This window comes from Streptomyces sp. Ru62 (genome assembly GCF_002920615.1).
Taxonomy (GTDB): domain Bacteria; phylum Actinomycetota; class Actinomycetes; order Streptomycetales; family Streptomycetaceae; genus Streptomyces.
On the sequence record NZ_PQSU01000003.1, the window covers coordinates 99,259 to 122,981 of the forward strand.

The following is a 23,723-nucleotide window of genomic DNA, read 5'->3' on the forward strand; positions in this document are numbered from 1 at the left end:
TTCGGTACGGCGGTCGGCCCTCGGTACGGCGGTCAGCCCTTGACGGCGCCCTCGCCGACCCCGCGGAAGAAGTACCGCTGGAGGCAGGCGAAGAGGACGATGAGCGGGGCCACGGCGATGATCGTGCCGGCGGCGACCAGCCGCTGGTCGTTGGCGAAGGTGCCGTGCAGATAGTTCAGGCCGACGGTGAGGGTGAACTTGGACGGGTCGCCGAGCACGATCAGCGGCCACAGGAAGTCGTCCCAGGCGCCCATGAAGGCGAAGATCGCGACGACGGCGAGGGTGCCCTTGACCGACGGCAGCGCGATCCGCAGGAACCGCTGCCAGACGTTGGCGCCGTCGACGAAGGCCGCCTCCTCGATCTCGTACGGCAGGTTGAGGAAGGCGTTGCGCATCAGCAGCACGTTCATCGCGCCGACGCAGCCGGGCAGCACCACGCCGATGAGGGTGTTGTTCAGGTCCAGCGACCGCATGGTCGTGAACTGGGCGATGATGATGCTCTCGGCGGGCACCAGCAGCGCCAGGATGAAGACCAGGGTCAGCGCCCCGCGGCCCCGGTAGCGCAGCCGGGCCAGGGCGTAGCCGGCGAGGGCGGAGCCGACGCAGTTGGTGACCACGCTGGCGACGGCGACCTTGAGGGAGTTCAGGGCGTAGTCCCAGACGGGGATGACGCCGGCGACCCGGCTGTAGTTGTGCAGCGTGGGGTGCTCGGGCAGGAACGACGGCGGGGAGCTGTAGATGTCCTCCGTCGGGCCCTTCAGCGAGGTCGAGAGCTGCCACAGGAACGGGCCGATCGTCAGGGCCAGCACGGCGAGCAGCAGCAGGTAGCGCAGGACGAGTTCCCAGGGCCTGACCCGCTGGCCGGTCTCGTCGGTGAAACGGGGGCGGCGGCCGGTCCGCCGGGCGGTGCCGGTCGTCGGGTGGCCCGGGCGGGCGGTGTGCTCGCCCGGTGTGCGCAGGGTGTCGGTCATGCCTGGGCCTCGTCCTTCCGGTCCGCGCGCAGCACCAGCAGCATCAGCACCACGGTGATCACGAAGACCACCACGGAGATCGCGGAGGCGTAGCCGACCCGGCCGCTGAGGCCGGTGCCGGTGCGCTGTACGAGCATCACGAGGGTGGTGTCCTCGCCGGCCGGGCCGCCGGTCGGGCCGGCCATCAGGTACACCTCGGAGAACACCTTGAAGGCGGACACCGAGGAGAGCGCGGCCACCAGGACCATCGTGGACCGCACGGCGGGGACGGTGACGCTGAGGAAGCGGCGGACCGCGCCGGCGCCGTCCACGGCGGCGGCCTCGTGCAGTTCGCGCGGTACGTTCGCGAGCGCGGCCAGGTAAATGATCATGTAGTAGCCGAGGCCCTTCCACACCGTGACCGCCATGGCGCTGACCAGGATCAGCCACTGGTCGCTGAGGAACCCGACCGGGCTCGCGCCCAGGCTCTCCAGCAGCGAGTTGACCAGTCCGCGTTCGTCCAGCAGCCACACCCAGATCAGGCCGACGACCACGATCGAGGCCACGACCGGGGTGTAGAAGGCGGACCGGAAGAAGGCGATGCCGGGGATGTGCTTCTGCACCAGCAGGGCGAGCAGCAGCGGCAGGATCACGAGCGCGGGGACGACCCCGAGGATGTACAGCGTGCTGTTGCGCAGGGCGATCCAGAACATGTCGTCGTGGAGCATCTCGCGGTAGTTGGCGAGACCGACGAACTGGCCGGGGATCAGCGTGCGACGGTCGGTGAAGGAGTTCACCACGGTCGACACGAACGGGTACAGCACGAACGCGGCGGTGACCAGCAACCCGGGTGCGGCGAACAGCCACGGACTGGTGGGCAGCTGACGCCGCACCCGGGAGCCCCGGCGAGCAGGGGAGGAGAGGGCCACGGCGGATCAGCCCTGCTTGAGCAGCTGGTCGCAGGCCTTGACAGCGTTGTCGAGCGCCTGCTTGGGGCTCTCCTTGCCCTGGAGCGCCTTGGCGACCTCCTGCTGGAGCGCGGTCTTCATCTGGTCGCTGAACTGCACCGGCGTGTAGTTCACGGCCGTCTTCAGGGACTTGGCGGCGGCCACCCGGACCCGGGTCTCGTCGGTGCCGTCCTCCTTGGTGAAGTACGGGTCGTTCAGGGAGCCGGCGGTGCTCGGGAAGATGGCGACCTGCTTGGCGAAGGCCATCTGGTTCTTCGCGTCGGTGACGAAGTGCGCGAAGGCCACGGCCGCGGGCTTCTGCTTGGACTGGGCGTTCACCATCACGTTCTGCACGTACATGTTGACGTGGCCGGTGCTGGTGATCTGGTCGGTGATGCCGATGTTCTTGTACAGGGTCGGCGCCTGCGTCTTGAAGTTCTTCAGGTCCAGTGCGCTGCCGGGGTTCATGGCGACGGCCCCGGTGAGGAACTTCCGGCCGGACGACTCGGGCGTGGCGGTCAGGGCCTGCGGGTCGAGGGCCTTGGCGTCGAACAACTCCTTGTACTTGGTGAGGAGTTCGACACCCTTGGCATCGTTGAAGGCGAAACCGGTGCCTTCCTTGTTCATCAGCTGGACGCCGTAGCGGCCGAAGTCCTCGATGGCCGGCACGTTGGCGAGGGTGGCGACCTTGCCGTCGGTCTTCTTGGAGATCTGCAGGCCGACCTTGAACAGTTCGGCGTACGTCTTCGGCGGCTGGTCGGGGTTGAGGCCGGCCTCCTTGAACAGGGCCTTGTTGTAGAACAGCGGGCCGGTGTTCAGGTACCAGGGGAACGCCCAGGTGCCCGGCAGGCCCGGGATGTCGGTGCTGCTCCACGCACCCGGCAGGTACTCGCTCTTGTACTTCGCCGCCGCCTTGTCCTTGTCCAGGTTCAGGGCGAGCCCGGCCTTGGCGAGCGGGGCGGCCAGGTCGGGGGAGACGTTGACGACGTCGGGCAGCGTGCCGCCGGCCGCCTCCGCGCTGAGCTTGTCCGCGTAGCCCTCGGCGGGCTGGTCGACCCACTTCACGTGGGTGCCCGGGTACTTGTGCTCGAAGTCGGCGATGACGCCCTCGAAGTAGGGCTTGAAGTTGGCGCGCAGGTTCCAGGTCTGGAAGGTGATGTTCCCCTGGATCTTGCCCGAGGCGTCGCCGGAAGAGCTGTCGTCGTTCCCGGAGCCGCAGGCACTCAGCGGCAGCAGGGCCGCGACGGCGACAGCGGTGGCGAGGGTTCTGTGGGATATGCGCACGGCTGGGGGCTCCTTCGGACAGCGGGCCACGGCGACGATGCCGGCCACGGGTTCAGGGGCAGACATTGCATCCTGTGGCGGAAAAATGTCAATGGATTCGACTGAGAACTTCCTGACGTCGATAGAAGTCGCAGGTCAGGCCGTCTTGACGCGAGCCGGACAACGGTGACGCGAGACTCTTGCCCCTGATCGCTAATGCGCTTTAGGCTGGTAACGCTCAAGCGCTTTAGTGCTCGACGCCAGGGAATGGGAGCGGAAGTGACGGACAAGCGTGCACCGGCGCGCCGGCCAACGATGAAGGACATCGCGCGGCGGGCCGGGGTCTCCGAGAGCGCCGTCTCCTTCGCCCTCAACAACCGGCCCGGCGTCTCGGAGGTGACCCGCGCCCGGGTGCGCCGGGTGGCCGAACAGCTCGGCTGGCGGCCGAGCACCGCCGCACGCCAGCTGTCCGGTGAGGGGACGGCCACGGTCGGGTTCGTGCTGGCCCGGCCCGCGCACACCCTTGGCGTGGACTCGTTCTTCCTCCAGTTGGTCTCGGGCATCCAGGAAGTGCTGGCCGAGCGACACCTCGGCCTGCTCTTCCAAGTTGTAGAGGACATTGCCGACGAATGCGCGGTATACCGGACCTGGTGGGCCGAGCACCGGGTCGACGGCGTCCTCATGGTCGACCCCCGCACCGACGACCCCCGCCCCGGTCTCCTCGACGAACTCGGCCTGCCCGCCGTGGTGATCGGGGGCGCGCCGGCCGGACTCGACCCCCGGCTGTCGGCGGTGTGGGCCGACGACGCCGGCGCGATGGCCGCCATCGTCGGGGAACTGCACGCGCTCGGGCACCGGCGGATCGTGCACATCGCCGGTCTCCCCGGTCTCGCGCACACCCAGCGGCGGGTGCGCAGCCTGCGCGCCGAGGCCGAGCGTCGCGGGCTGACCGAGGTCCGCTCGGTCACCACCGACTACTCCGACGCGCAGGGAGCCGCCGTCACCCGCCGGGTGCTGGGGGCCGCCACCCCGCCCACGGCACTGATCTACGACAACGACGTGATGGCGGTCGCGGGTGTCGGCGCCGCGGCCGAACTGGGCTTCACCGTGCCGGACGACGTCTCGGTGGTCTCCTGGGAGGACTCCGCGCTGTGCCGGATGGTCAAGCCCTGGCTGTCCGCGCTGTCCCGGGACACCGTGGCCTTCGGCCGTACGGCCGCCCGGGAACTGGTGTCCTTGCTGGACGGAGCCGCCCCGGGCACGGTCCAGGTGCCGCTGCCCGAACTCATAGCCCGCGAGAGCACGGGGCCGGCGCCCAGCCGGTGAGGGGCCGCCGACCGCAGCCGTGGGGTGCTCCCCAGGCCCGCCGTGTCCGGTCGTGGGGATCACCCCATGGCCCTCCGCGGGCCCCCTGACGAGAATCGGGGAACCGGCCGAGGCGTCGCCGCGGGGACCGTACGTCCCCGCCCAGGGCACGCGCCCCGCTCATGCCGCCGGCCAGAAACGGAGGACTCCCGTGACCGCGACAGCGGAGCAACTCGTCGACGTCCACGCCCACTTCGTGACCCCCGACTACGTCGAGGCCGCCAAGGCGGCGGGGCACCTGCTCCCCGACGGCATGCGGGGCTACCCCACCTGGTCGGCGGCCGGGCACCTGGACCTCATGGACGCCCACGGCATCCGCACCAGCGTGCTGTCCGTCTCGTCGCCCGGCACGCACTTCGGCGACGACCGCGCCGCGCGCCTGCTGAGCCGGCGGGTCAACGAGTTCGCGGCGGACGTGCTGCGCGCACACCCCGGCCGCTTCGGGCACTTCGCCTCCCTCCCGCTGCCCGACGTGGACGGGGCGCGGGCCGAGGCCGCCCACGCACTCGACGTCCTCGGCAGCCACGGCGTCGCCGTCGAGACCAACCACGCGGGCGCCTACCTCGGCAACGCCCGCTTCGAACCCCTCTGGCGGGACCTGGACGAGCGCGGTGCCGTCGTCTTCGTCCACCCCACCTCACCGCCCTGTCACGAAGCCGTCGCCCTGGACCGGCCCCGGCCCATGCTGGAGTTCCTGTTCGACTCCACCCGTGCCGTCTCCGACCTGGTGTTCAGCGGAGTGCTGCGCCGCTACCCGCGCATCCAGTGGGTCTTCACCCACGGCGGTGGCGCGCTCCCGCTGCTCGCCGACCGCATGGAGCTGTTCCGGACGGTGTTCGGCTTCGGCGACCAGGACGGCCCCACCGTGCAGGAGCAGCTGCGCGGACTCTGGTTCGACATGGCCGGCAGCCCCTTCCCGCACCAGATCCCGGTCCTCACGACGACCTTCGGCCATGACCGCCTTCTCTACGGCAGCGACTACTGCTGGACCCCGGCCGCCGGCGCCGTCGCGCAGATCGCCTCCGTCGATGCCGCTGAACAGCCGGCCGGCGGCACCTGGCGCGCGCTGACCACCCGCAACGCGGCCCGGCTGCTGCCGGACCTGCTCACTGGGCACTGAGCGGACCCACGGGGCCGAGCGGGGCGCCGATCATGCGCCGACCCCGTCGAATGACTGATGCCCATCCGTGTGCCGTCGGGAAGCCTGGTGGGGGGAAGGAACCGCCAGGAGCCGCACGGAGGAAGACATCGTGTTCGATGCGCCCGGACCGGATCAGCCGGACGGCCACCGACTTCTGCACTGGCCGATCGGCTACTCCCCGGACTTCTCGGACCTGTGGGCTGTCGGCGAGGCCGACATCGACGCGCGGCCGGAAACCGTCTTCGCACACCTGGCCGACCTGTGCACCTGGGCACGGGATGCCACGCCGGTCGACGACGGGTCCATGGCGGACCCCGAGCCGCCGGGGCTGCGGAGCGGCAGCGAGTTCACCTACCGGGTGGGGGCCTGCGGATGCGCGCACGGGTCGGCGAGTGCAGCCCCGGCAGCCGCCTGGCCTGGTTCGCACTGGGCAGCGATCTCGGCCTGTACCAGGAGTGGCTGCTCCTGGACCTGGGCGGTCGCACCCTGGTCCGCACGGGGATCGCGGCGCGCGGCCCCGCCGCCATCGCACGCCGGGAAGCGGACCCGGCGTCCGTCCGGCGCATGGTGGAGGGGTGGCTCAGGGCGCTGGAGGCACAGGCGTCCGGAGGCGACGGGGTGGTCCGCAAGGGGTGACTGCCCGGAGTTCCACGTCGGCGGCGGGTCCGACAACAGGGTCACTCACGGCACAGCCGTCACGCGTCGTCGCTGCCGATCGCGTCCCGCAGGGCCGCCCGCTTGGTGATGCCCAGCTTCGGGAAGATCTGGTACAGGTGACTGCTCACCGTCCGCGGTGAGATGAACAGCCGTTCGCCGATCTCCTTGTTCGTCATGCCGGACGCCGCCAGCCGGGCGATCTCCCGTTCCTGTGGCGTCAGGGCGGTCGCACCCTGGGTGCCGGCGGGGGTGCGCGCGGCCTGCCCCGCCGCCCTCAGCTCCCGTTCGGCGCGGGCCGCCCAGGGAGTGGCACCGAGCTTCTCGAAGGTGTCGGACGCCTCCTTGAGCTGGGCCTTCGCCTCGCTCATCGCCCGTGAGCGGCGCAGCCGTTCGCCGTGCAGGAGGCGAACGCGCGCGGTGTCGAACGGCCACTCGACGGTCCGCGGTGTCCGCAAAGCGCGTTCGAAGAGCTCCGGGGCCTCGTCATCGGCGACGAGTGCCGCCGCGGCCGTCTCCCGCATCGCGAGCCGGGGCGAGAGGGCCGCGGTGCCCGACTCGCGCAGTGCGCGCACGTGCCGCTCGGCCTCGTCCCTGCGGTCGGTGCGGACGGCGGCCTCGACCAGTTCCAGGGCAACCCAGAGACTGTGCGGTACGTGCGAGGCGAGGGTTCCGGCGGGGCTGATCTCCGTCGCCCGCTGGTAGGCCGACTCGTAGTCGCCCTCCCCGAGGTGGGCCAGGACCAGGGCGTGGCGGGCGTACGTCTGCGCCATGCCCACGCCGCGCGGACCAGCCCAGCCGATCATCTGGTCGGTGAGGGCGCGGCTGGTCTCGAACCTGCCCTGGACGGCGGCCAGGAGAGCCTGGTGATAGCGGAAGTAGAAGCTGAAGAACCTGCCCCCGAACTCCTCGCAGACCGCGAGACCCTCGGCCGCGAGTTCGCCGGCCTCGGCCCACTCACCGCGGACGAAGTCGTCGATGCACACGTCCATGAGAGCGACGATCCTCCGTCTGCCGGGCCCATCGGCCCGGCCCTGCCGGATGGCCCGCCACAGTGCCTCCCGTGCCTCGGCCAGCCGGTCCGCATAGATGGCACTGGCCGCCACGTCCTGCACCACGCCGGGATCCAGCTCCTGGTGGATCGTCGCGAGCCGGGCGTCCAGCACCGGCAGCAGGGCCACCCCGGTGCGGACCGGATCGGCGGCGTACAGGCCGGTGGCCAGGACCAGCACCTCCGGGGGCGCCGGCCGGAGGCGGGCCGCCGCCCGGTGGAAGTCGGCCCACGGTTCGGCCCGTCCGCCGACGAGGCAGACCAGGGCGAGCGTGGACAGTGCGACGACCAGTTCCTCGTCGTCGGCGTCCGTACGGTTCGGCCACGACTCGATCGCCTCCGCCAGCAGACGGTGGGCGGTGTCCACGTGCCCGTCCGCTTCGAGGAGCTGGAGCGCCGCGGCCGCCGCGTAGTGCAGGGAAGCGGACGGCTGGTCGTCGGACTGGCGCACATCCCGCAGCAGTTCCGGCGTGCTGCCCGCCGCCAGGCCTTCCGCTCCGATGTAGGCGGCCTCGGCCAGGCGGCTGCCGCGCGCCTCCGCAGTCGGGCTCAGATCGGCGGCCCGGCACAGCAGAGAGATGACGGCCTGGTAGTCCCCGCGCCCCCGGACACGGCGGGCCGCCGCCTGTAACAGCGCCGCCACTTCCTCGTCGGGTGCGACGGTGGCCTCGCCGAGGTGCCAGGCCCGGAGCTCCAAGTCGTCGTGGAAGACCTCCGCCAGGGCCTGGTGCACCTGCCGGCGCTCGGCGGAGGTCGACTCCGCCACGACGGCGGACCGGATCAGCGGGTGCCGGAACGCCACCGTGTGCGAGGCGGTCGTGACCCTGACGAGCTGGTCCCGCTCGGCGGGCGCCAGATCGTCCAGCCGGTAACCGGCGCCGGCCGCGGCCTGCAGCACTCCGAGGTCACCGGTGCTCTCCAGCGCGGCGGTGAGCAGCAGGGTCCGGGTCGCGGCGGGCAGGGCCGCCACCCGGGCCGCGAACAGTCCCTGCAGGCGCTGGTTCAGGGGGAGCACCCGGGGCACGGGCTCGGCGGGGCCGCGCCGGGTCTCCCGCACGGCGTGCGGGAGTTCGAGCAGGGCCAGGGGATTGCCCTGCGCGGTACTCAGTACCCGCGCCCGGACCTGGGGATCGAGGCCGGGGAAGCGCTCCGCCAGCAACTGGGCGGCGGCTTCGTCGTCCAGCGCCCGCAACGGCAGCTCGGGCAGGCCGCTGGTGTCGAAGTAGCCGGCCGATCCGGTTCTGTAGGACGCCAGCAGGCCGGCCCTGCTGCCGATCAGCCGGCGTGCCGCGAAGCTCAGCACCACCGCACTGGCCCGGTCGAGCCAGGGGAGGTCGTCGATGACCAGCAGCAGCGGCGCCCGCACGGCCACCCGTCGGAGCAGCAGGGTCACGGCGTTGGACAGCAGGAGCCGGTCCGGAGCGGAGCCGATCTCGAAGCCCAGGGCGACCCGCAGCGCCCCGGCGTGTTCCTCCCCGAGCGCGGAGAATTCGTCGACCAGGGGAAACAGGGCCTGGTTGAGCCCGGCGAAGCTCACCTCGGCCTCGAACTCGGCCCCGGTCACGCGCAGGATCGTCGCCCCCGACGCGCGGGCGGCGTCGGCGGTCGCCTCCAACAGGGCCGTCTTGCCCACACCCGCTTCTCCGGACAGCAGCAACGTGCCGCCGTTCACTCCGGTCTGCCGGAGAAAACGTTGCAGAAAGTCGATTTCTCGCAGTCGTCCCACGAGATTCTCGGGCCGGTCGCCGGGCTGGATCACCCGTGAAGTCTCCCTCGGGGGCCGCCGGCGTATCAAGGCGGGGCTGACGCAGGCACGTCCCACCCACCCCGCCACCGGCTTCCTCGGAGGGAAATCAGCCTTCCTCGGGAAATCACCTGTGGCCGGGGAAGCGGGCGCCGAAGCCGGGCCGACGGCCCTGTCACACCTGCGACGCCTCGGCGCGCCCGGTGGCGTCACCGGTGCCGGCGAGCTTGTACGTGATCGGCTCGCGCAACTGGAACCGCCGGTAGAGCAGGTGGTGCACCGACGCCCCGAGGACGGCGCCGACGATCGGCGCCACCATGTAGGTCACCAGGTCGGTGAACTGACCGGCGAGCAGGGCGGGTCCGAACTGCCGCGCGGGATTGGCGGAACCGCCGCTCAGCGGGCCGAAGACCACGATGATGAGCGCGATGCACACTCCCACCGTCGCCGGCAGCCACCGGCCGAACGCAGGATAGGCCAGCAGGAAGCCGACGGCGAGGGCCAGGACGAGGATGCACCCGGTCTCCGCGAGGAACACGGCCGACGCCGGCCAGGTGGGGGCGGGCCGCAGGGACCCGAAGCCGACCGTGGACACCACCGGTCCCCACACCAGCCGTCCGAGGGACGTCCCGAGCACGGAGCCCGCCAGCTGGGCGGCGATGTAGGGCAGGACGCTCACCCCGGGGAACACGTCCATCAGCCATACGGCGACGGTCACCGCCGGATTCATGTGTCCGCCGCTGCGGCGTCCCCACGGCGACAGGATCAGCCCGGTGATCAGCAGTCCGGCGACCGGCCCGACCACCGCGAGAGCAAGGCGCAGATCACCGACGTACAGCGGCGACGCGGGCACGCGGACCCAGCGCACGATGGTCACCACCAGGAAGAGCAGCACGGTCGTGAGAGCGAACTCGCACCACACCTGTCCGGTGGGCACGGCGGCGGGACGGCGGACGGACGCGGTCATACGGGTCACCTCGGCACGGCGATGGAAGCGGGGACGCTCACTGCGCAGCTTTCCAGCCACCACGACCTGGTGAAATCGAGCCTGCACCAGCCGGTGCATGGGGCAATCCCCACAACGCGCCGGTGACGTCACCTCGCACGCCGGGGCTGCGTCAACACATGGGCCAGTCAGCCACCCTCTGCTGTGCCACCTGCTGTTATGTGTTGCATGATGTCAGCATGCCCATACAACGCATAGGTCTCGTCGTTCATCAGGGACGGGCCGCCGCCCGGGAAGCGGCGCTGACCGTGCACCGGTGGAGCGACGCCCGAGGTATCGCGTGCACCGACATCGACGTGTGGGCCGAGGACCACGGCCGGCGCGGCGGACGCGAGGAGGCCGAGGCGGCAGGGAACCCCGACCTCGTCGTCACCCTCGGCGGCGACGGGACCTTTCTGCGGGGCGCCCGGATCGCGGTCAAGAGCGGGGCGAGCGTCCTCGGCGTCGACCTGGGCAAGGTCGGCTTCCTCACCGAGGTGCCGGCGGGTGACGTCACCGCCGCCCTGGACACCGTCCACGAGGGCCACGCCGTCGTCGAGGAACGCATGACCCTCACCATGCGCGCGTCGCGCCCGCTGGAGATACCGCCGGGAATGGAGGCCCTGCTGCTGTACGGGCGCGGCCCCGCGCTGCCCGCCCCGCACGTCCGGCCGGAGACCACCGAGGGCGAGGGCTGGGGCGTCGCCCTGGACGTCAACGCCCTCAACGACGTGGTTCTGGAGAAGCTCGCCCGCGACCGCCAGGTGAGCGTCGGCGTCTACCTGGCGGGCCGGCTGCTGGCGTCGTACTCGGCCGACGCGCTGGCCGTCGCCACGCCCACCGGGTCCACCGCCTACAGCTTCGCCGCCGGCGGCCCGGTGCTCTCCCCGCACATGGACGCGGTGGTCTTCACCCCCATCGCCCCGCACATGACCTTCAACCGCAGCATCGTCGCCGCGCCCGACGAACCGGTCGCCCTGCGCGTCCTGCCCCACTCCGGGCAGGCCGCGGTGAGCATCGACGGCCAACTGCGCGGGGTGCTCGACCCCGGTGACTGGATCGGCGTCTTCCGCGCCCCGGACCGGGTGCGGTTGATCCGCCTGCACCCGACTGACTTCTACGGCCGCCTCCGGGGCCGCTTCCATCTCACCGACGCCCCCGCCACGGCCAAGGACGGACCCTCGGCGCCGTTCTTCCGGCCCGACACGCCCATCCCGCCCGACCTCGCCGGCATGCGACTGCCGCCACCGGCCGCCGCTCGGTGAGCGGGCCGCCGGCCGGGGTGGTCGTACGCCGGGGTGGTGCATGCCGTCCGACGAGCGGAACCGCCGCCGGGTCCTCCGCAGTCCGTCGGCCGGGCTGCGGGCGGCTGCCGGACCGGCTGCGGGCCGGGCCGGTCACCGGGCTGACCGGCGACCCCGCCGCCGACAGGACCTAGCTGATGCGCAGGCTCGCGATCAGCCCGTCGCGCAGTTCGAAGGCCATGGGCCCGGTGCCGTTGTAGCCGTTGCCGGACACCTTCAGCGTCAGCAGGTAGCGGCCGTCCGCCGGGCCCTGCTGTGCCGAGACCAGGTCGAAGTGCGCCTGCACACCGATGTTGTCGGTGCGGTTCCAGTCGCTCACCCCACCGCGCCCGTGGAACTCGCGCCCCCAGTCGTTCAGGTACGCGTCCGGTGTGAAGGCGGCCACGAAGGCCTCGGAGTCACCGGCGTTGGTCGCTTCGATGAACACCCGGATGGCGTCGGGAAGTTCGATGTCGGTCATGGCAGCCGCTCCTCACGCGAAAGGGTCACTGGGCCGGTTCCGGAGCCGGCACCTCGAAGAGTTCATACTCGCCGACGACGGTGAATCCGAGCCGTCGGTAGACCGGCGTGCCGTCGCCGGTGGCCTGGAGCGTGGCGACGCGCAGACCGTTCTCCCGGGCGGCCTGCACCGCGGCCTGGGTGAGGACGGCGCCGATCCCCTGCCGCCGTCGCGAGAAGTCGGTGGTGACGACGTAGATCCCGGCGACGCCGTGTGCCACGTACAGCAGCGCGGTGCCCACGGTCTGCCCGTCGAGCCGGCCCGCGAACCGCGTGATCCGCCCGGCGTCCGTCCGCCCCCGTTCGATGCGGACGAGGTCGTCGTGCAGCTCCGGTGCGAGACCGAAGGAGGGGCTGTAGGTCCTGACCCAGTCGGACAGTTCCTCCAGGGAGTCACCGATGGGCCGTACCCGGAGAGCGTCGGGACCCGCCGCGTGCAGCACCTGGTCCGTCCGCACCGCCATGATCGGCATGACTCCCTCTTCCCGGGCCCCGCCGTCGACCAGACGCCGGCGTACGTCCGGCGCGCTGTCGGGACCGACCCACCAGGTGAACGGAAGGCTGTCGAACCGCTTGACCGCCTCGGCCACGGCCTCCTCGGCGCGGTCCGCGTCCCGCAGCCGCATCACACCGTTGACCTGGCTGTCGGCGAGACCGCTGCGGAACAGGGACAGACAGCCGTCCTGCCGCTCCTGTGCCCCCCAGCCGAGCCAGTAGTCACGGCAGTTGGCGAGCTGGGGTTCGAGGTCTGCAATGTCAGTGAGTTCAGTCACGAACCGAATATAACTCAACAGATGTTAATAACTGATATGAGGCGACACTCGTGCCTATCAAGACGTGGGTCCGGAGAACAGGTGGTACTGGGAGACGGTCTGGAAGCCGAAGCGCCGGTACAAGGGCTCACCCATCGGGCTGGCCCCCAGCGCGGCCAGGCGCATCCCGCGCTCCCGCCCGGCCCGCAGCGCCGCCGTCGTCAGGGCGCCGCCGATGCCCCGCCGGCGATACGCCTCCGCGACATGGACCAGGAAGATGCCGGCCACCTCGTGCGCCATCATGACCACCGTCGTGCCGACCACGCGGCCGTCGAGCACCGCGGCGAGACGGACGATGTCCGCGTTGTCGGACCGCCCGGCCTCGACGCGGACCACGCCGTCCTCCAGGCTCGGTGAGACCCCCATCGAGGCGCTGTAGGTGCGGACCAGTTCCCGCAGCCGGTCCCCGTCCCCGACCTCCTCGACCCGCGGGCCGGGCGGCGGCTCCTCGGTCTGCTCGGCCTGGTCGAGGGGGCGCGCCATCAGGGGCACGGCACCGAGGGACACCGCACCCAGACCGGTGAGCGCCTCGACGGTCCCCGCCGGGCTGTCCGGGCCGACCCACCACCACCAGGGCACGCCCGCGAGCCGGGCCCGCGCGGTGGCCATCGACTCCTCGACGACGTCCAGCGACCTCAGCCGCACGACGCCGTTGAACTGCGGCTGGGCCAGCCCGCTGCGATAGTGGTCCGGATCTCCCCACTCGCTCAGCTCTGCGCCCCAGCCCATCAGGTACTGGCGGAAGTTGGCGGTGACCCGCTCCAGGTGTTCGATGTCAAGTGTGGCTACCATGGGTGCCAGCCTATCTGCCAATGACATCAGGGGTTCAGAACACATGACACGCTTGAGTCTGCGCGCCCCCACTGCTCGGCCCGCGCCCCGCGGCCGGGACGGACGCGGGGCGTGCGGCGGGGGCTCGGGTCAGTCGGCCCTGACCGTGGACTGGTCGCCCAGGGACCGGCCCAGTTCGCCCAGGCGGACGGGGTCGCGCTGGAGCGCGCGCAGCCCGAGGAACCGGATCAGGTCGAAGAACACGTCGTCGTCCTCGATCTTCTGGTCCAGCAGCATGGCGAGCGAGCCGGGCTCGTCGTACGGCAGCCTGCGCACGGGCTGCTCCGCGCCGGCCGGCCGTACGGCGGGAGCGGCGGCACCCGGGGTCGTACGGGGCTCGGGAACCGCCGTCTCCGGCACGGTCGCGGGCGGCGCCGCGTCCATGACGGGGGCCGGGGCCGGGGCCGGGGCGCTCGGCGCGGCCGGCGGGGCCGGACGGGCCGTCGGAGGAGTCGGGGGCGTCGCCGGGACAACGGGCTCGGGCTGCGCGGCGTCCGACGGCACGGCCGGCTCTTCGGCAGCGGCCGGTGTCGCGACCACCGGCTGAGGCTCCGGTTCCGGCTCGGGCTCCGGCGGCCGGGGAGCCTCGCGCGCGAGCCTCTCCGCCTCCCTGCGGGCCACCCGCTCCGCATCGGCGCGCGCCCGTTCCGCCTTGAGCGCCTCCAGGGCCGCCTCCTGCTCCTCGGCCGGCTTCTTGCCGACGGCCCGGAGCAGATCGATCGGCTCCTGGCCGATGCGCGCCTGGAGTTCGGGGGTGAGCGTCAGCAGGGCGAGCCGCTGGGACACCCAGCCCTGGGACCGGTGCAGCCGCTTGGCCAGCGCGGTCTGGCTGCCGTGGATGGCGAGCAGCCGCTGCAGGGCGCGGGCCTCGTCGAGTTCGCCCAGGTCCTGGCGGTGGATGTTGGCCACGAGGGCCGATTCCAGGAGCTCCTCGGACGTGTTGCCCTGGTCGTCGCTGACCATGACCTTGACCGTGGTCAGCCCGGCCTCCCGGGCGGCGGCGAGCCGGCTGCTGCCGTCGATGACGACGTACGTGGTGTCCGGTTCGAGGTCGCCCTCGCGGTCTGGGTTGGCCTTGAGGTAGGCGTCCCGGTTCATGACCGTGATGGCCTGCTTCTGGCCGTGCGTCTTCAGGCTCCCCGCGAGGTCGGTCAGATCACCGAGCCGGGAACGGGGGTTGTCGGGGTTGGGGCTGACCCGGTGGATGGGCAGCTCGGTGGGGGGCGCGACGCCCTCGGTCGGCACACCGGTCGCGGCGGCCACCGCCTGCCGGCGCGCGCTGACGGTGCGGGCACCGCCGAAGCGGCCCGCCCCCAACTGGTCGGCCTTGCTCATGAGATCTCCCGGGCCAGCGCGCGCATGCCGACGGCCTGCTGGGACTTGGGTGCGTAGGACAGCAGGGGCTGCTTCATCCGCACGGCCTCCTTCTGCTCCTTGAGGTCTCCGATGAGGCCCACGACCCGCGGATCCTTTATGTCGACCCATCCCTGGAGGGAGGAGGTGGCGATGTAACCGCGGCGCGAGTCGTAGAGGTTGACGACGATGCCGAGGTAGTCGATGTCGACCTGGAGGTCCGCGCGCAGGTCCTCGATCTGCGTGGTCAGCAGCTCGTAGGCGTCGGCGGAGCTGTCCTCGGCCTGGACGACGATGAGCGCGCCGGACTGGCCGGGCTTCTCGCCGTCGCGGCGCCGGCCGTAGTACGCCGCCGCGTCCATGCTGAGGCCGAGGCTCGGCGGGCAGTCGATGAGGATGACGTCGTAGTCCGACTCCAGGGGGGCGAGGGCCCGTTCGAGGGCGGCCTCCCGGGCCCGTACGGCGGACAGCCGGACGTCGAGGAGGAAGGCGTCGTTGCACGCGGGCAGCAGGTGCAGCCGGCCGCCGAACTTCTCCTCGTCGATGGAGACGACGAGGTCGCGCAGGTCGCCCTTGGGGTCCCCCGCCATGTGGTTGGTGAGGCTGTCGCCGTTCATCGGCAGGGGAGTGGCGCCGAGCTGGTTGGTGAGGTGGCACTGCGGGTCGAAGTCGACCAGCAGGACCCGCATCCCGAGCCCGGGCAGGTTCTCGACGCCCAGCGGGTCGTCCTCCGGCTCCGCGGCGTCGGCGGCCGTCTCGCTGTCGCGCAGGGCCTTGGCGAGCGCCTTCGCCACGCGCACGGGGTGCAGGGCGTCCGGGGACTCGGCCAGCGCCTCGCCGAGCCCGGCGGTGATGGCGGTCTTGCCCACGCCGCCCTTCTGGTTGCAGATGACGATACGGCGGGTCACCGCGGGCCGTTCGACGTCGGGCGCCGGGTTGGTGTCCAGCCACAGCCGGACGGACTGTGCCAGACCCTGGATGAGGGAGACCCGGCGGTCCTCGGCGGTCCGCCGGAACTCCTCCCACTGGCCGGGCGGCAGGAAGGTGGAGAAGGAGTCGGCGCCCGCGGTGTCGACGGGGGCGGTGGCGGAAGCCAGCGCGCACCAGTCCCGGACGCCCTGTTCGACGGCGGTCTGGATCTCGATGCCGAGCTGGGCCGCTCTGACCTTGAGGTTCTGCCGGAGCCAGCCCGGCAGCTTGGAGACGACCTTCTCGCGGTCGCTGGAGGTGGCTGGAGAACTCATGGAGGACACCTTACTAACGCGAATGATCAGTTGAAGCATCGACGCGTTAGTTTTTAATGTCGTGTCGGTCCGTCAGCCCCTTTTGGGGGTACGGCGGTCCCGGCCGAGCAGCCGCTGCCGTGCGCGTTCGCCGTACCCGGCCAGGGCGAAGACGCAGTACACGAGCACGCAGTTGGCCAGGACGAAGGCGACGTCCGCGGCGGTACGGACGCGGGGCCAGGCGGCGAGGACGACGACGAGCCCGATCGGCGTGCCGGCGCACACCGCCAGCAGGACCGGGCGGCGGGCGGCGAACCGCTGGACCGGGGTGGGGGGCCGGCCGGCTCCGGCCGCCGCACCGAGGACGGTGCGGGCGAGGACGGTGACGATGCCGAGCACCCGGGCGGCCGGTCGGGGCGAGCGCCTGGTCATGACGCGTCCTCGGGTACCGGGAGCGCGAGATCGACGGTGGGGCCCTGAGCGTCCCGGACGCGGGCGCCGAGCGAGCGGCAGATGGACAGCATGTGGTGGTTGTCCCGGTCGGTCAGCACATGGACCGATGCCATGCCGAGGCGGTGGGCCTCCCGGAGGGCGTGCCGCACCAGGCTCGTGCCCAGTCCGACGTTCTGCCAGACGTCCTCCACCAGGATCGCGAGTTCACCGGTCCGGGCCGCCGGGGTTCGAAGCAGGTGGGTGGCGGCGATGACCCGGTACGGGTCCTCGACGGGCCGCGTCACCCACGCCAGGCCCCGGTCCGGTCCGGTCAGCGAGTGCCATTCGGAGGGGGTCAGCCTCTGCCGCGCCGTCTGGTAGCGCCGGTGGCGCGACTCCGCGCTGCAGCGCGCGTGCATCGCGTTGACGGCGGTGCGGTCGGCCGTCACGGCGGGACGGGTCAGCGTGGGCCGACCGTCGAGGGTGAGGATGGGATGGTCGCCGGGCCGGAGCGCGGCGGGGGCATACGACACGGACGTACCCGTTCTTCATGGAGTGCAGGTCGGCTTCGGCACTCAGGACATACGTGACTGTGAGCGTCCCGCATGTACTCATATGTTCGCGCTAGTGTGCGATGGTGCTGACAGTATGGTCAATTCGGCTTATGCAGTGGGTCGTTCGATGTCATCACCAGTCAAACACAGGAGGATTCAGTGAGTAACATCGTCGTCATCGGCGGGACGTCCGGTCTCGGCAAGGAGGTGGCACGGTTCTACGCCGAGCGAGGAGACGAGGTCATTCTGACCGGGCGCGACGCCGACCGGGCCGCAGCGGTCGCGAAGGAGGTCGGCGCGGCCCGGGGACTGGGGCTGGACCTCTCCCAGCCGGCCGGGATCAAGGAGGCGCTGGCCGGGGTGGGCCGGGTCGACGGACTGGTCCTGACCGCCGTCGCGCGCGACAACAACAGCATCCACACCTACGACATGGAAGCCGCCCTGCACCTGCTCACGCTGAAGTTCGTGGGCTACTCGCAGACGGTGCACGCCCTGCGCGACCGGCTGCACGAGGACAGCGCCCTGGTGGTGTTCGGCGGGCAGGCCAAGGAACGGCCCTACCCCGGCGCGCTCACCGTCGCGACCATGAACGCCGGCGTCACCGGACTGGTGCGGGCCCTGGCCACCGAACTCGCGCCGATCCGCGTCAACGGACTGCACCCCGGAATCGTCGGGGACAGCCCCTACTGGGAGGACAAGCCCCTCGACGCGGTCGTGGAGAGGACGCCGACCGGCCGGACGGCCACCATGGCCGACGTGGTCGACGCCGTCGACTTCCTCCTGCGGAACCGTTCCGTCAACGGAATCGACCTCGCCGTCGACGCGGGGTGGCTGCTGCGCTGATCCGGGGCGCGGCCGCCGCGGCGGAGACGGGTGCGGACTCCGGGCCGCCGGGGGAGCACCCCGCGCCGGTACCGGCGGGCCGGGGCAGTGTGACCGTAGGCGCGCACTCCTGGCCGGTGCGGCGTAGCGTGTGGGAGGCGGCGCACCGGCTCGCCCCCGTGTGCTGACCACGACCGGCCGTTGACGCCGCTGCCCATCCCCCGAGAACCAGGAGCACCCCATGACAGCCCGTCCTCGCCGACCCGGAGCAGGTCGTCCCGCGGCACTGCGCAGTGGCGTCCCGCTCGTCACCATGATGCTGGCGGCCGTCGCCTGCGGGACACCGGCCGCCCAGGCCCGCCCCACGGAACCTGCCGGGGCCCCGGCGCCCTCCGCCCTGGTCACCTCCCCCACCACCTGCGTCGACCGCGTCTACAACGGCATGACCCAGGCGCAGCGCATAGGGCAGCTCTTCATGGGAGGGGTGTCCGCCTCCCGCCCCAGTGCCACCGATCTGCGCACGCTCCGTGACCACCACGTGGGCTCGGTCATGCTGACCGGGCGCAGCAGTGCCGGCACCAAGGCGACGCGCAAGGTGGTGGACGGCTTCCGAGGCCAGGCGGACACGGTCTCCGGCCGACGGGTGGGCCTGCTGGTCGCGACGGACCAGGAGGGCGGCCAGGTGCAGGTGCTGAGCGGTCCCGGGTTCTCCACCATCCCGAACGCGCTGACCCAGGGCGGCTGGTCGACGTCGACGCTGAAGAGCCGGGCCGCCGGTTGGGCGGGCCAGCTGAAGTCCGCCGGGCTGGACCTGAACCTGGCCCCCGTGGCGGACGTGGTCCCGGCCAGCCTCGGCACGCGCAACGGGCCCATCGGGCGCTATTACCGTGAGTACGGCCACACCCCCGAAACCGTGACCTCGCACACCGGTGCGTTCGCCGCCGGGTTCAAGCAGGCCCATGTGATGACGACGTTCAAGCACTTCCCCGGTCTCGGCCGGGTGATCGGGAACACCGACACCACCGCGAACGTCGTCGACTCGGTGACGACCACCACCAGTTCCTACCTCACGCCGTTCAAGGCCGGGATCAAGGCCGGTGCGCCGTTCGTGATGACCTCCTCGGCCACCTACACGAAGATCGACGCCCACCACATCGCGGCCTTCTCGCCCACGGTCATCCGCAAGCTGCTGCGCACCCAGCTCGGCTTCAAGGGCGTCGTCATCTCCGACGACCTCGGGCAGGCCGTCGCCGTACGGTCCTTCACCCCGGGCCAGCGAGCCGTCAACTTCCTCTCGGCGGGCGGCAACCTGATCCTCACCGTGAAGCCGTCCACCGTACCCGCGATGACGCAGGCGATCAGCGACCGGATGCGGACCAGCGCCGCGTTCCGTGCCGACGTCGCCGACAGCGTGCACCGCGTTCTCCTGGCGAAGGTGAGCGCCGGACAGCTCAGCTGCGGCTGAGGGCGGCCGGGGCGGCGCCCATGATTCCGGCCGGCCGGGCGGTGGCCCGGTGACCCCGCCGCGCCATCGGCCGGTCGGACGGGCCGGCGGCGCCCCTTCCCGTCCGTGCGGCGACGCCCCGCCCCGTCCCGTCCGGGCCGGACGGGACGGCGGGGGTGACGGCGCCCGCGGTCGTGCCCTTGGTGGCCCGGTTCCCGCGTCGTGCCGGACCGGGAGCCCACGCCGGGGCAGGGCACGGTGCCCGGCCGCCCGGCGGCGGTCGCTACGGCTCGCCCGCGCCGCCGGCGTCCACACCCCGTACCACGACGGGCACGCCGTGCTCGGCCGAGACCCGGTGCGCGAGGTCCTCGGTGATCCGCCGGAACTCCCCGAGCAGGCGGGCTTCCCCGCTGTCGTACAGCACCATCTCGTGCCGTACGACCACCGGCACGGGCGGCGGGCCCCGGCCCGCTCGCGCCGACCGCGTATCCAGAGGCCGCCCGGCGTCACCTCCACCACCGCGTCCGGGCCGTAGCGGTAGACGCCGGGGCGCACCAACGGCCGTTGAGGCGGCGGCCAGTGATGGTCCGTCACCAGCGGATCCCGGTGCTCTCCGGCCCGCAGCGGCGGAAACTGGACGGACTCCCGGGCCATCACCATGCGGCCGGGGGAGCCGTCGGGACCGACCGTCACCACCGTCCCCGCGGTGTCCGGGCGGGAACCGGCGCCTACGGGCAGCCCGTTGTACACGCGCACCGCCGCCCGCGCCGTCTCGGCCAGCGACGCGCCGAGGGACACGCCCCCCGGCAGCGCGACGGGCCGAAGCGGGCGAACCCCGGACCGCTCGGTGGGCCCTCCGGTGGCGAAGCGGTGACACCCGCGGCGCCGGACACGTCGTCCACCCAGGGCAGTTCCTCGTTCCACAGGGCTGTCTCGGCGCCGGGGCCGGCCGGGGCCCGGCTTCCGTCCCGGTGTCGCGCCCCGGCGTGGGCTCCCCGCTCGGCTGCGGCACCTGACTGGCATTCATGTTTCCCACTTCACATCAGCATGCGCTCGGCGCGGCTTGCGAGCGCAGGCGCAGGCTGACGCGGCCGTGCGCGCGGGCGGCCGGTGCGGGGAGGAGGCGGATGCGAACGGGAAACCAGCACGGTCTTTCCGGGCACACCCGGCGGGCGGAACCAGCAGCCCGCCCCGTGGCCGACGGCCGTCGAGTCCGAGGGGGACCGCCTCACTGGGACGCGTCCCGCAAGGCCTACGCGACGACGGGGCGGCTCGGCGCCCGTCCCCAGGCCGCGACGGTGCCCAGACACAGGTCGATGAGCTCCCCGCTGCCGACCTGGGTCAGGAACTGCTCCAGCTCGGCAGCGCTGACGCCGAAGGAGCCCAGGAGATCGGACCTCAGCTGTTCCGCGCTGAGTTGCCAGAAGCGGCCCATGGGACCGGGGCCCACCGAGGACGCGGAGGCCTCCACCCCGACGGCCGTCAGGCCGACTGCCGCGAGAACTCCGGGGAGGTTACGGGCCCACGTGCAGTCGGTGCCGATCCGCGCCCGCACGGCGTCGCACATGGCGAGGCCGACCTTGCGGTAGAGCGGGTCGGGTGAGGACTCCAGCGGGAACTGGGCCAGGTCCTCGACGACGAGCCAGCCCCCCCGGCTTGAGCCAGCGGACCACCCTCACGAGGTCGGCGTCCCGGCTGCGCAGGTGGGAGAAGACCCAGCGGGCGTGTACGAGGTCGAAGGAGCCTGCCGGGAACTCGTCCCGTGTGACGTCGTGCTCCCGCACCTCCCAGCCGTTCCTGCTGCCGGTGTCGGGGAAGAGCCGGGTGTCGATGTCGGTGGCGACGACCCGCCCGCGCGAGCAACGGGCCGCCAGCCAGCGGGCAGTGGTCCCGAGCCCGGCTCCTATCTCCAGGCAGTGCCAGTCCTCCCGCAGGGGCAGCCGCTCGAGGCGTCGGAACGTGTTCTCGTCCAGCGCCCCGGCGAGCGCTTCGAGGCGCTCGGCCTCGTCCGGGCGCAGATGCGAGAAGACATGCTCGCCGTACACCTCCCCGGAGGGGGCTGGCGCGCCTGCTGTGTCGGTCACTGCATGCTCACCATTTCTTCATCGGACTGCCGACGGCGGAAAAGCAAAGGGCGACGGGATGTCGGCGGCCGGCTCAGGGCGCGACGGAACCGGACGGGATCAGGCCGTACCTGGCCCGATGAGATGCACGCGTTCCATCGTGTCCCGCACCCGGGTCAGAGCGCTGTCACGGTGCGGCTCCGACGACTCGGCCACGCTGAACGACAGGCCGAGAAGTGAACCGAACCGTCCGCCGTTCTCGTGGGCCAGCGCGACACTTCCCTCCCACAGGGCGGACCGCAGTAGGCCCGCGGTCAGTTGCAGATCACCCGCCGAGCCGATGACGAGGCGTCGCGCGAGGCTCCGCTCCAACGCGGTCGGCGTCCATTCGCCCGTGATCGCGTCCTGCTCCAGAGCCGCGGCCAGCTCGGTCAGCAGGCCGGAAGGCGAGACCGACGCCGAGACGACCGGGTCGTCCAGGACGAGTCGCTTGTGCATGTGTCGGTTCCTTTGAGTGACGGCCGATGTGTCGGCGACGAAGAAACACCTGATTCAAAGCGGTGACGGTTCAGCCGTCCTGACCGACACTACGTGTTCATACTATGTCAGGTAGTAGATGCCACGTAGGAGCAGAAGCATGGGCATGTCGCGCCGACCGTGGGCCCGGTCCACTCGGAGCGGGACCCCGGCCGGGGCGACCCATCGGTCAGCGGGTGCGCAGCAGCTCCGCCGCCCGCTCCGCTATCGCGTACACCGTGGCGTTGGTGTTCGCGGACACGATGGTCGGCATGACGGAGGCGTCGGCCACCCGCAGCCCCTCGACGCCTCGCACGCGAAGCTGCGGATCGACCACGGCTGTGTCGTCGGTGCCCATGCGGCAGGTGCCGCTGTAATGGGCATAGGTACGGATGTTCCGGCGGACGTAGGCGCGCAGGGCCTCGTCGTCCTGGGCGTCCGCACCCGGCAGGGCCTCCTCGCCGCGCCACTCGGCCAGTGCCTGCGTGCGACCGATCTCCCTCACGGTGCGCAGACCGTGCACCAGGGCGTCGACGTCCCGCGGGTCCGTGTAGTAGCGCGGGTCCACGACGAGCGCGCTGCCGGGGGTCGCGTCGGCCAGCCGGACCGTGCCGCGGCTGAACGGCCGCATGAGCGCCACCATGAGCATGTACCCCTGGTCCATCGCGGGGCCGGGCAGCGTGTCCTCGCGCAACGGCACGTCCACCATCTGCAACTGGACGTCGGGACCGTCGAGGGACGGGTCGGTGCGGATCAGCCCCGCCACCTCACCGTGGTTGCCCATCGAGGGGGGCACCGGGCGGGAGGCCTGGTAGACGACGCCCGTGAAGGCGTGGTCCTGGAGGTTCGCCCCCACTCCGGCCAGGTTCACCCGCGGCTCGACGCCCACCTCGCGCAGGTGGCCCTCCGGGCCGATGCCGGAGAGCATCAGCAACTGAACGGAGCCCAGCGCGCCCGCGGTGAGCACCGTCTCCCGGGCGGCCCGCGCGCTGTGGTGCTGCTCGCCGACCCCGTACTCGACGCCCGTGCACCGCTTGCCGTCGAAGGTCAGCCGGTGGGCGAGGGCGTCCGTCACCACGGTCAGGTTGGGGCGGTCGAGGACGGGCCGGAGATACGCGGTGGCCGCGTCCAGCCGGAGACCGTCGACGATGCTCAGGTCCTCCCAGCCGAAGCCCTCATCCAGACCGCTGGTGAAGTCCTCGGTGATCGGGTGACCCGCCTGCCGCACCGCTTCGAGGAAGGCCTCGGACAGCGGGTGGGGACGGGCGGCGGGAGCGACCCGCAGCGGTCCCTCCATGCCGCGGTAGCGGGGATCACGGCCGGGTACGCCCGTGAGGTTCTCGCTGCGCTTGAAGTACGGAAGGAGTTCGTCGTACGTCCAGCCGGTCGCGCCGGCCTTCTCCCAGGCGTCGTAGCTGGAGCGATGTCCGCGCAGGAACGTCATGGCGTTGATGGACGAACTGCCGCCGAGGGCACGGCCGCGCGGCAGGGGGATGACCATCCCGCCGGCGCCCTCCTGCGGGACGCTGTGGTCGGCCCAGTCGGCGTCGGAACCCATCAGGGCGGGCCAGGCGGGGGGAACGGCCATCAGGTCGAGTGGTTCGGCGCTGCCCGCCTCGATCAGCAGCACGCGGGTCCCCGGGTCCTCCGAGAGCCGGGCGGCCAGTACGCATCCGGCTGTGCCGGCGCCCACCACGACGTAATCGTACGTTTCCGTTTGCATCATCCAGCCTTCTCCCGGGAAGCCACATGGCTCTTCAGTGACTTACGT

General features: G+C 71.9%; 23 protein-coding genes. 6 read left to right on the plus strand and 17 right to left on the minus strand.

All coding sequences use genetic code 11. From position 1 onward, the window contains the following. Nucleotides 1-32: 32 nt before the first annotated feature. The 3 genes from C3492_RS05055 to C3492_RS05065 are packed head-to-tail and all read right to left on the minus strand — an operon-like array spanning nt 33 to nt 3,181. Nucleotides 33-971 carry a carbohydrate ABC transporter permease gene (locus tag C3492_RS05055; RefSeq protein ID WP_103810514.1) on the minus strand — a complete coding sequence of 313 codons (939 nt, stop codon included), beginning with the start codon at nt 969-971 and terminating at the stop codon, nt 33-35. Continuing rightward, on the minus strand, nt 968-1,879 hold the full coding sequence (locus tag C3492_RS05060) for a carbohydrate ABC transporter permease (RefSeq protein ID WP_258055497.1): 912 nt from the start codon (nt 1,877-1,879) through the stop codon (nt 968-970). Before C3492_RS05060 ends, C3492_RS05055 begins: the two co-directional genes overlap by 4 nt. 6 nt (nt 1,880-1,885) lie before the next feature. Then, complete coding sequence (locus tag C3492_RS05065; RefSeq protein ID WP_103810722.1) at nt 1,886-3,181, minus strand: ABC transporter substrate-binding protein; 1,296 nt, start codon at nt 3,179-3,181, stop codon at nt 1,886-1,888. A gap of 258 nt (nt 3,182-3,439) precedes the next feature. On the opposite strand from C3492_RS05065, the gene C3492_RS05070 reads away from it, so the two are divergent. From C3492_RS05070 to C3492_RS05080, 3 genes are all read left to right on the plus strand, one after another. Then, nucleotides 3,440-4,486 carry a LacI family DNA-binding transcriptional regulator gene (locus tag C3492_RS05070; protein WP_181140206.1) on the plus strand — a complete coding sequence of 349 codons (1,047 nt, stop codon included), beginning with the start codon at nt 3,440-3,442 and terminating at the stop codon, nt 4,484-4,486. 190 nt (nt 4,487-4,676) lie between these two features. After that, nucleotides 4,677-5,645, plus strand: coding sequence for an amidohydrolase family protein (locus C3492_RS05075; RefSeq protein ID WP_103810517.1), 969 nt, complete (start codon nt 4,677-4,679; stop codon nt 5,643-5,645). Nucleotides 5,646-6,038: 393 nt separating this feature from the next. Next, nucleotides 6,039-6,302 (plus strand): hypothetical protein, encoded by a 264-nt coding sequence (locus C3492_RS05080; protein WP_103810518.1) that lies wholly within the window; start codon nt 6,039-6,041, stop codon nt 6,300-6,302. 59 nt (nt 6,303-6,361) lie between these two features. Here C3492_RS05080 and C3492_RS05085 read toward each other — a convergent pair whose 3' ends face one another. Further along, nucleotides 6,362-9,130 carry a LuxR family transcriptional regulator gene (locus tag C3492_RS05085; protein ID WP_103810519.1) on the minus strand — a complete coding sequence of 923 codons (2,769 nt, stop codon included), beginning with the start codon at nt 9,128-9,130 and terminating at the stop codon, nt 6,362-6,364. Between the two features lie 160 nt (nt 9,131-9,290). Beyond that, nucleotides 9,291-10,082 (minus strand): MIP/aquaporin family protein, encoded by a 792-nt coding sequence (locus C3492_RS05090; protein ID WP_103810520.1) that lies wholly within the window; start codon nt 10,080-10,082, stop codon nt 9,291-9,293. A gap of 218 nt (nt 10,083-10,300) precedes the next feature. On the opposite strand from C3492_RS05090, the gene C3492_RS05095 reads away from it, so the two are divergent. Beyond that, nucleotides 10,301-11,365 (plus strand): NAD(+)/NADH kinase, encoded by a 1,065-nt coding sequence (locus C3492_RS05095; protein WP_103810521.1) that lies wholly within the window; start codon nt 10,301-10,303, stop codon nt 11,363-11,365. Between the two features lie 169 nt (nt 11,366-11,534). On the opposite strand, the gene C3492_RS05100 is transcribed toward C3492_RS05095, so the two are convergent. The 7 genes from C3492_RS05100 to C3492_RS05130 form a co-directional block, all read right to left on the minus strand. Further along, nucleotides 11,535-11,864: a nuclear transport factor 2 family protein gene (locus tag C3492_RS05100; RefSeq protein ID WP_103810522.1), complete on the minus strand. Its 330-nt coding sequence runs from the start codon at nt 11,862-11,864 to the stop codon at nt 11,535-11,537. A 25-nt stretch (nt 11,865-11,889) separates the two neighbouring features. Further along, nucleotides 11,890-12,675: a GNAT family N-acetyltransferase gene (locus C3492_RS05105; protein WP_103810523.1), complete on the minus strand. Its 786-nt coding sequence runs from the start codon at nt 12,673-12,675 to the stop codon at nt 11,890-11,892. 57 nt (nt 12,676-12,732) lie between these two features. Further along, the gene (locus tag C3492_RS05110) at nt 12,733-13,506 is read right to left on the minus strand and encodes a GNAT family N-acetyltransferase (protein ID WP_258055498.1); all 774 of its coding nucleotides are present in this window, start codon (nt 13,504-13,506) and stop codon (nt 12,733-12,735) included. Between the two features lie 129 nt (nt 13,507-13,635). Beyond that, entirely contained in the window at nt 13,636-14,880 is a 1,245-nt protein-coding gene (locus C3492_RS05115; RefSeq protein ID WP_103810525.1) for a ParB/RepB/Spo0J family partition protein, read from the minus strand. Then, entirely contained in the window at nt 14,877-16,142 is a 1,266-nt protein-coding gene (locus tag C3492_RS05120) for a ParA family protein (protein WP_103810526.1), read from the minus strand. The genes C3492_RS05115 and C3492_RS05120 overlap by 4 nt, the downstream gene beginning before the upstream one ends. A 72-nt stretch (nt 16,143-16,214) precedes the next feature. Then, complete coding sequence (locus C3492_RS05125) at nt 16,215-16,553, minus strand: hypothetical protein (protein WP_103810527.1); 339 nt, start codon at nt 16,551-16,553, stop codon at nt 16,215-16,217. Continuing rightward, complete coding sequence (locus tag C3492_RS05130) at nt 16,550-17,086, minus strand: GNAT family N-acetyltransferase (RefSeq protein ID WP_103810528.1); 537 nt, start codon at nt 17,084-17,086, stop codon at nt 16,550-16,552. The genes C3492_RS05125 and C3492_RS05130 overlap by 4 nt, the downstream gene beginning before the upstream one ends. A 180-nt stretch (nt 17,087-17,266) precedes the next feature. On the opposite strand from C3492_RS05130, the gene C3492_RS05135 reads away from it, so the two are divergent. Both C3492_RS05135 and C3492_RS05140 read left to right on the plus strand, forming a co-directional pair. Next, nucleotides 17,267-17,950, plus strand: a complete 684-nt coding sequence (locus C3492_RS05135; protein ID WP_103810529.1) for an SDR family oxidoreductase — start codon at nt 17,267-17,269, stop codon at nt 17,948-17,950. Between the two features lie 220 nt (nt 17,951-18,170). Continuing rightward, nucleotides 18,171-19,394: a glycoside hydrolase family 3 N-terminal domain-containing protein gene (locus C3492_RS05140; protein ID WP_103810530.1), complete on the plus strand. Its 1,224-nt coding sequence runs from the start codon at nt 18,171-18,173 to the stop codon at nt 19,392-19,394. Nucleotides 19,395-19,656: 262 nt separating this feature from the next. On the opposite strand, the gene C3492_RS44460 is transcribed toward C3492_RS05140, so the two are convergent. The 5 genes from C3492_RS44460 to C3492_RS05160 form a co-directional block, all read right to left on the minus strand. Continuing rightward, on the minus strand, nt 19,657-19,824 hold the full coding sequence (locus tag C3492_RS44460) for a hypothetical protein (protein ID WP_181140207.1): 168 nt from the start codon (nt 19,822-19,824) through the stop codon (nt 19,657-19,659). Between the two features lie 801 nt (nt 19,825-20,625). After that, nucleotides 20,626-20,940 (minus strand): hypothetical protein, encoded by a 315-nt coding sequence (locus C3492_RS05145; protein ID WP_103810531.1) that lies wholly within the window; start codon nt 20,938-20,940, stop codon nt 20,626-20,628. Then, nucleotides 20,888-21,457 carry a class I SAM-dependent methyltransferase gene (locus C3492_RS05150; protein ID WP_103810532.1) on the minus strand — a complete coding sequence of 190 codons (570 nt, stop codon included), beginning with the start codon at nt 21,455-21,457 and terminating at the stop codon, nt 20,888-20,890. Before C3492_RS05150 ends, C3492_RS05145 begins: the two co-directional genes overlap by 53 nt. Before the next feature lie 99 nt (nt 21,458-21,556). Next, nucleotides 21,557-21,934 (minus strand): hypothetical protein, encoded by a 378-nt coding sequence (locus C3492_RS05155; protein ID WP_103810533.1) that lies wholly within the window; start codon nt 21,932-21,934, stop codon nt 21,557-21,559. 208 nt (nt 21,935-22,142) lie between these two features. Next, nucleotides 22,143-23,678 (minus strand): GMC family oxidoreductase N-terminal domain-containing protein, encoded by a 1,536-nt coding sequence (locus C3492_RS05160; protein ID WP_308461123.1) that lies wholly within the window; start codon nt 23,676-23,678, stop codon nt 22,143-22,145. Nucleotides 23,679-23,723: the final 45 nt, after the last annotated feature.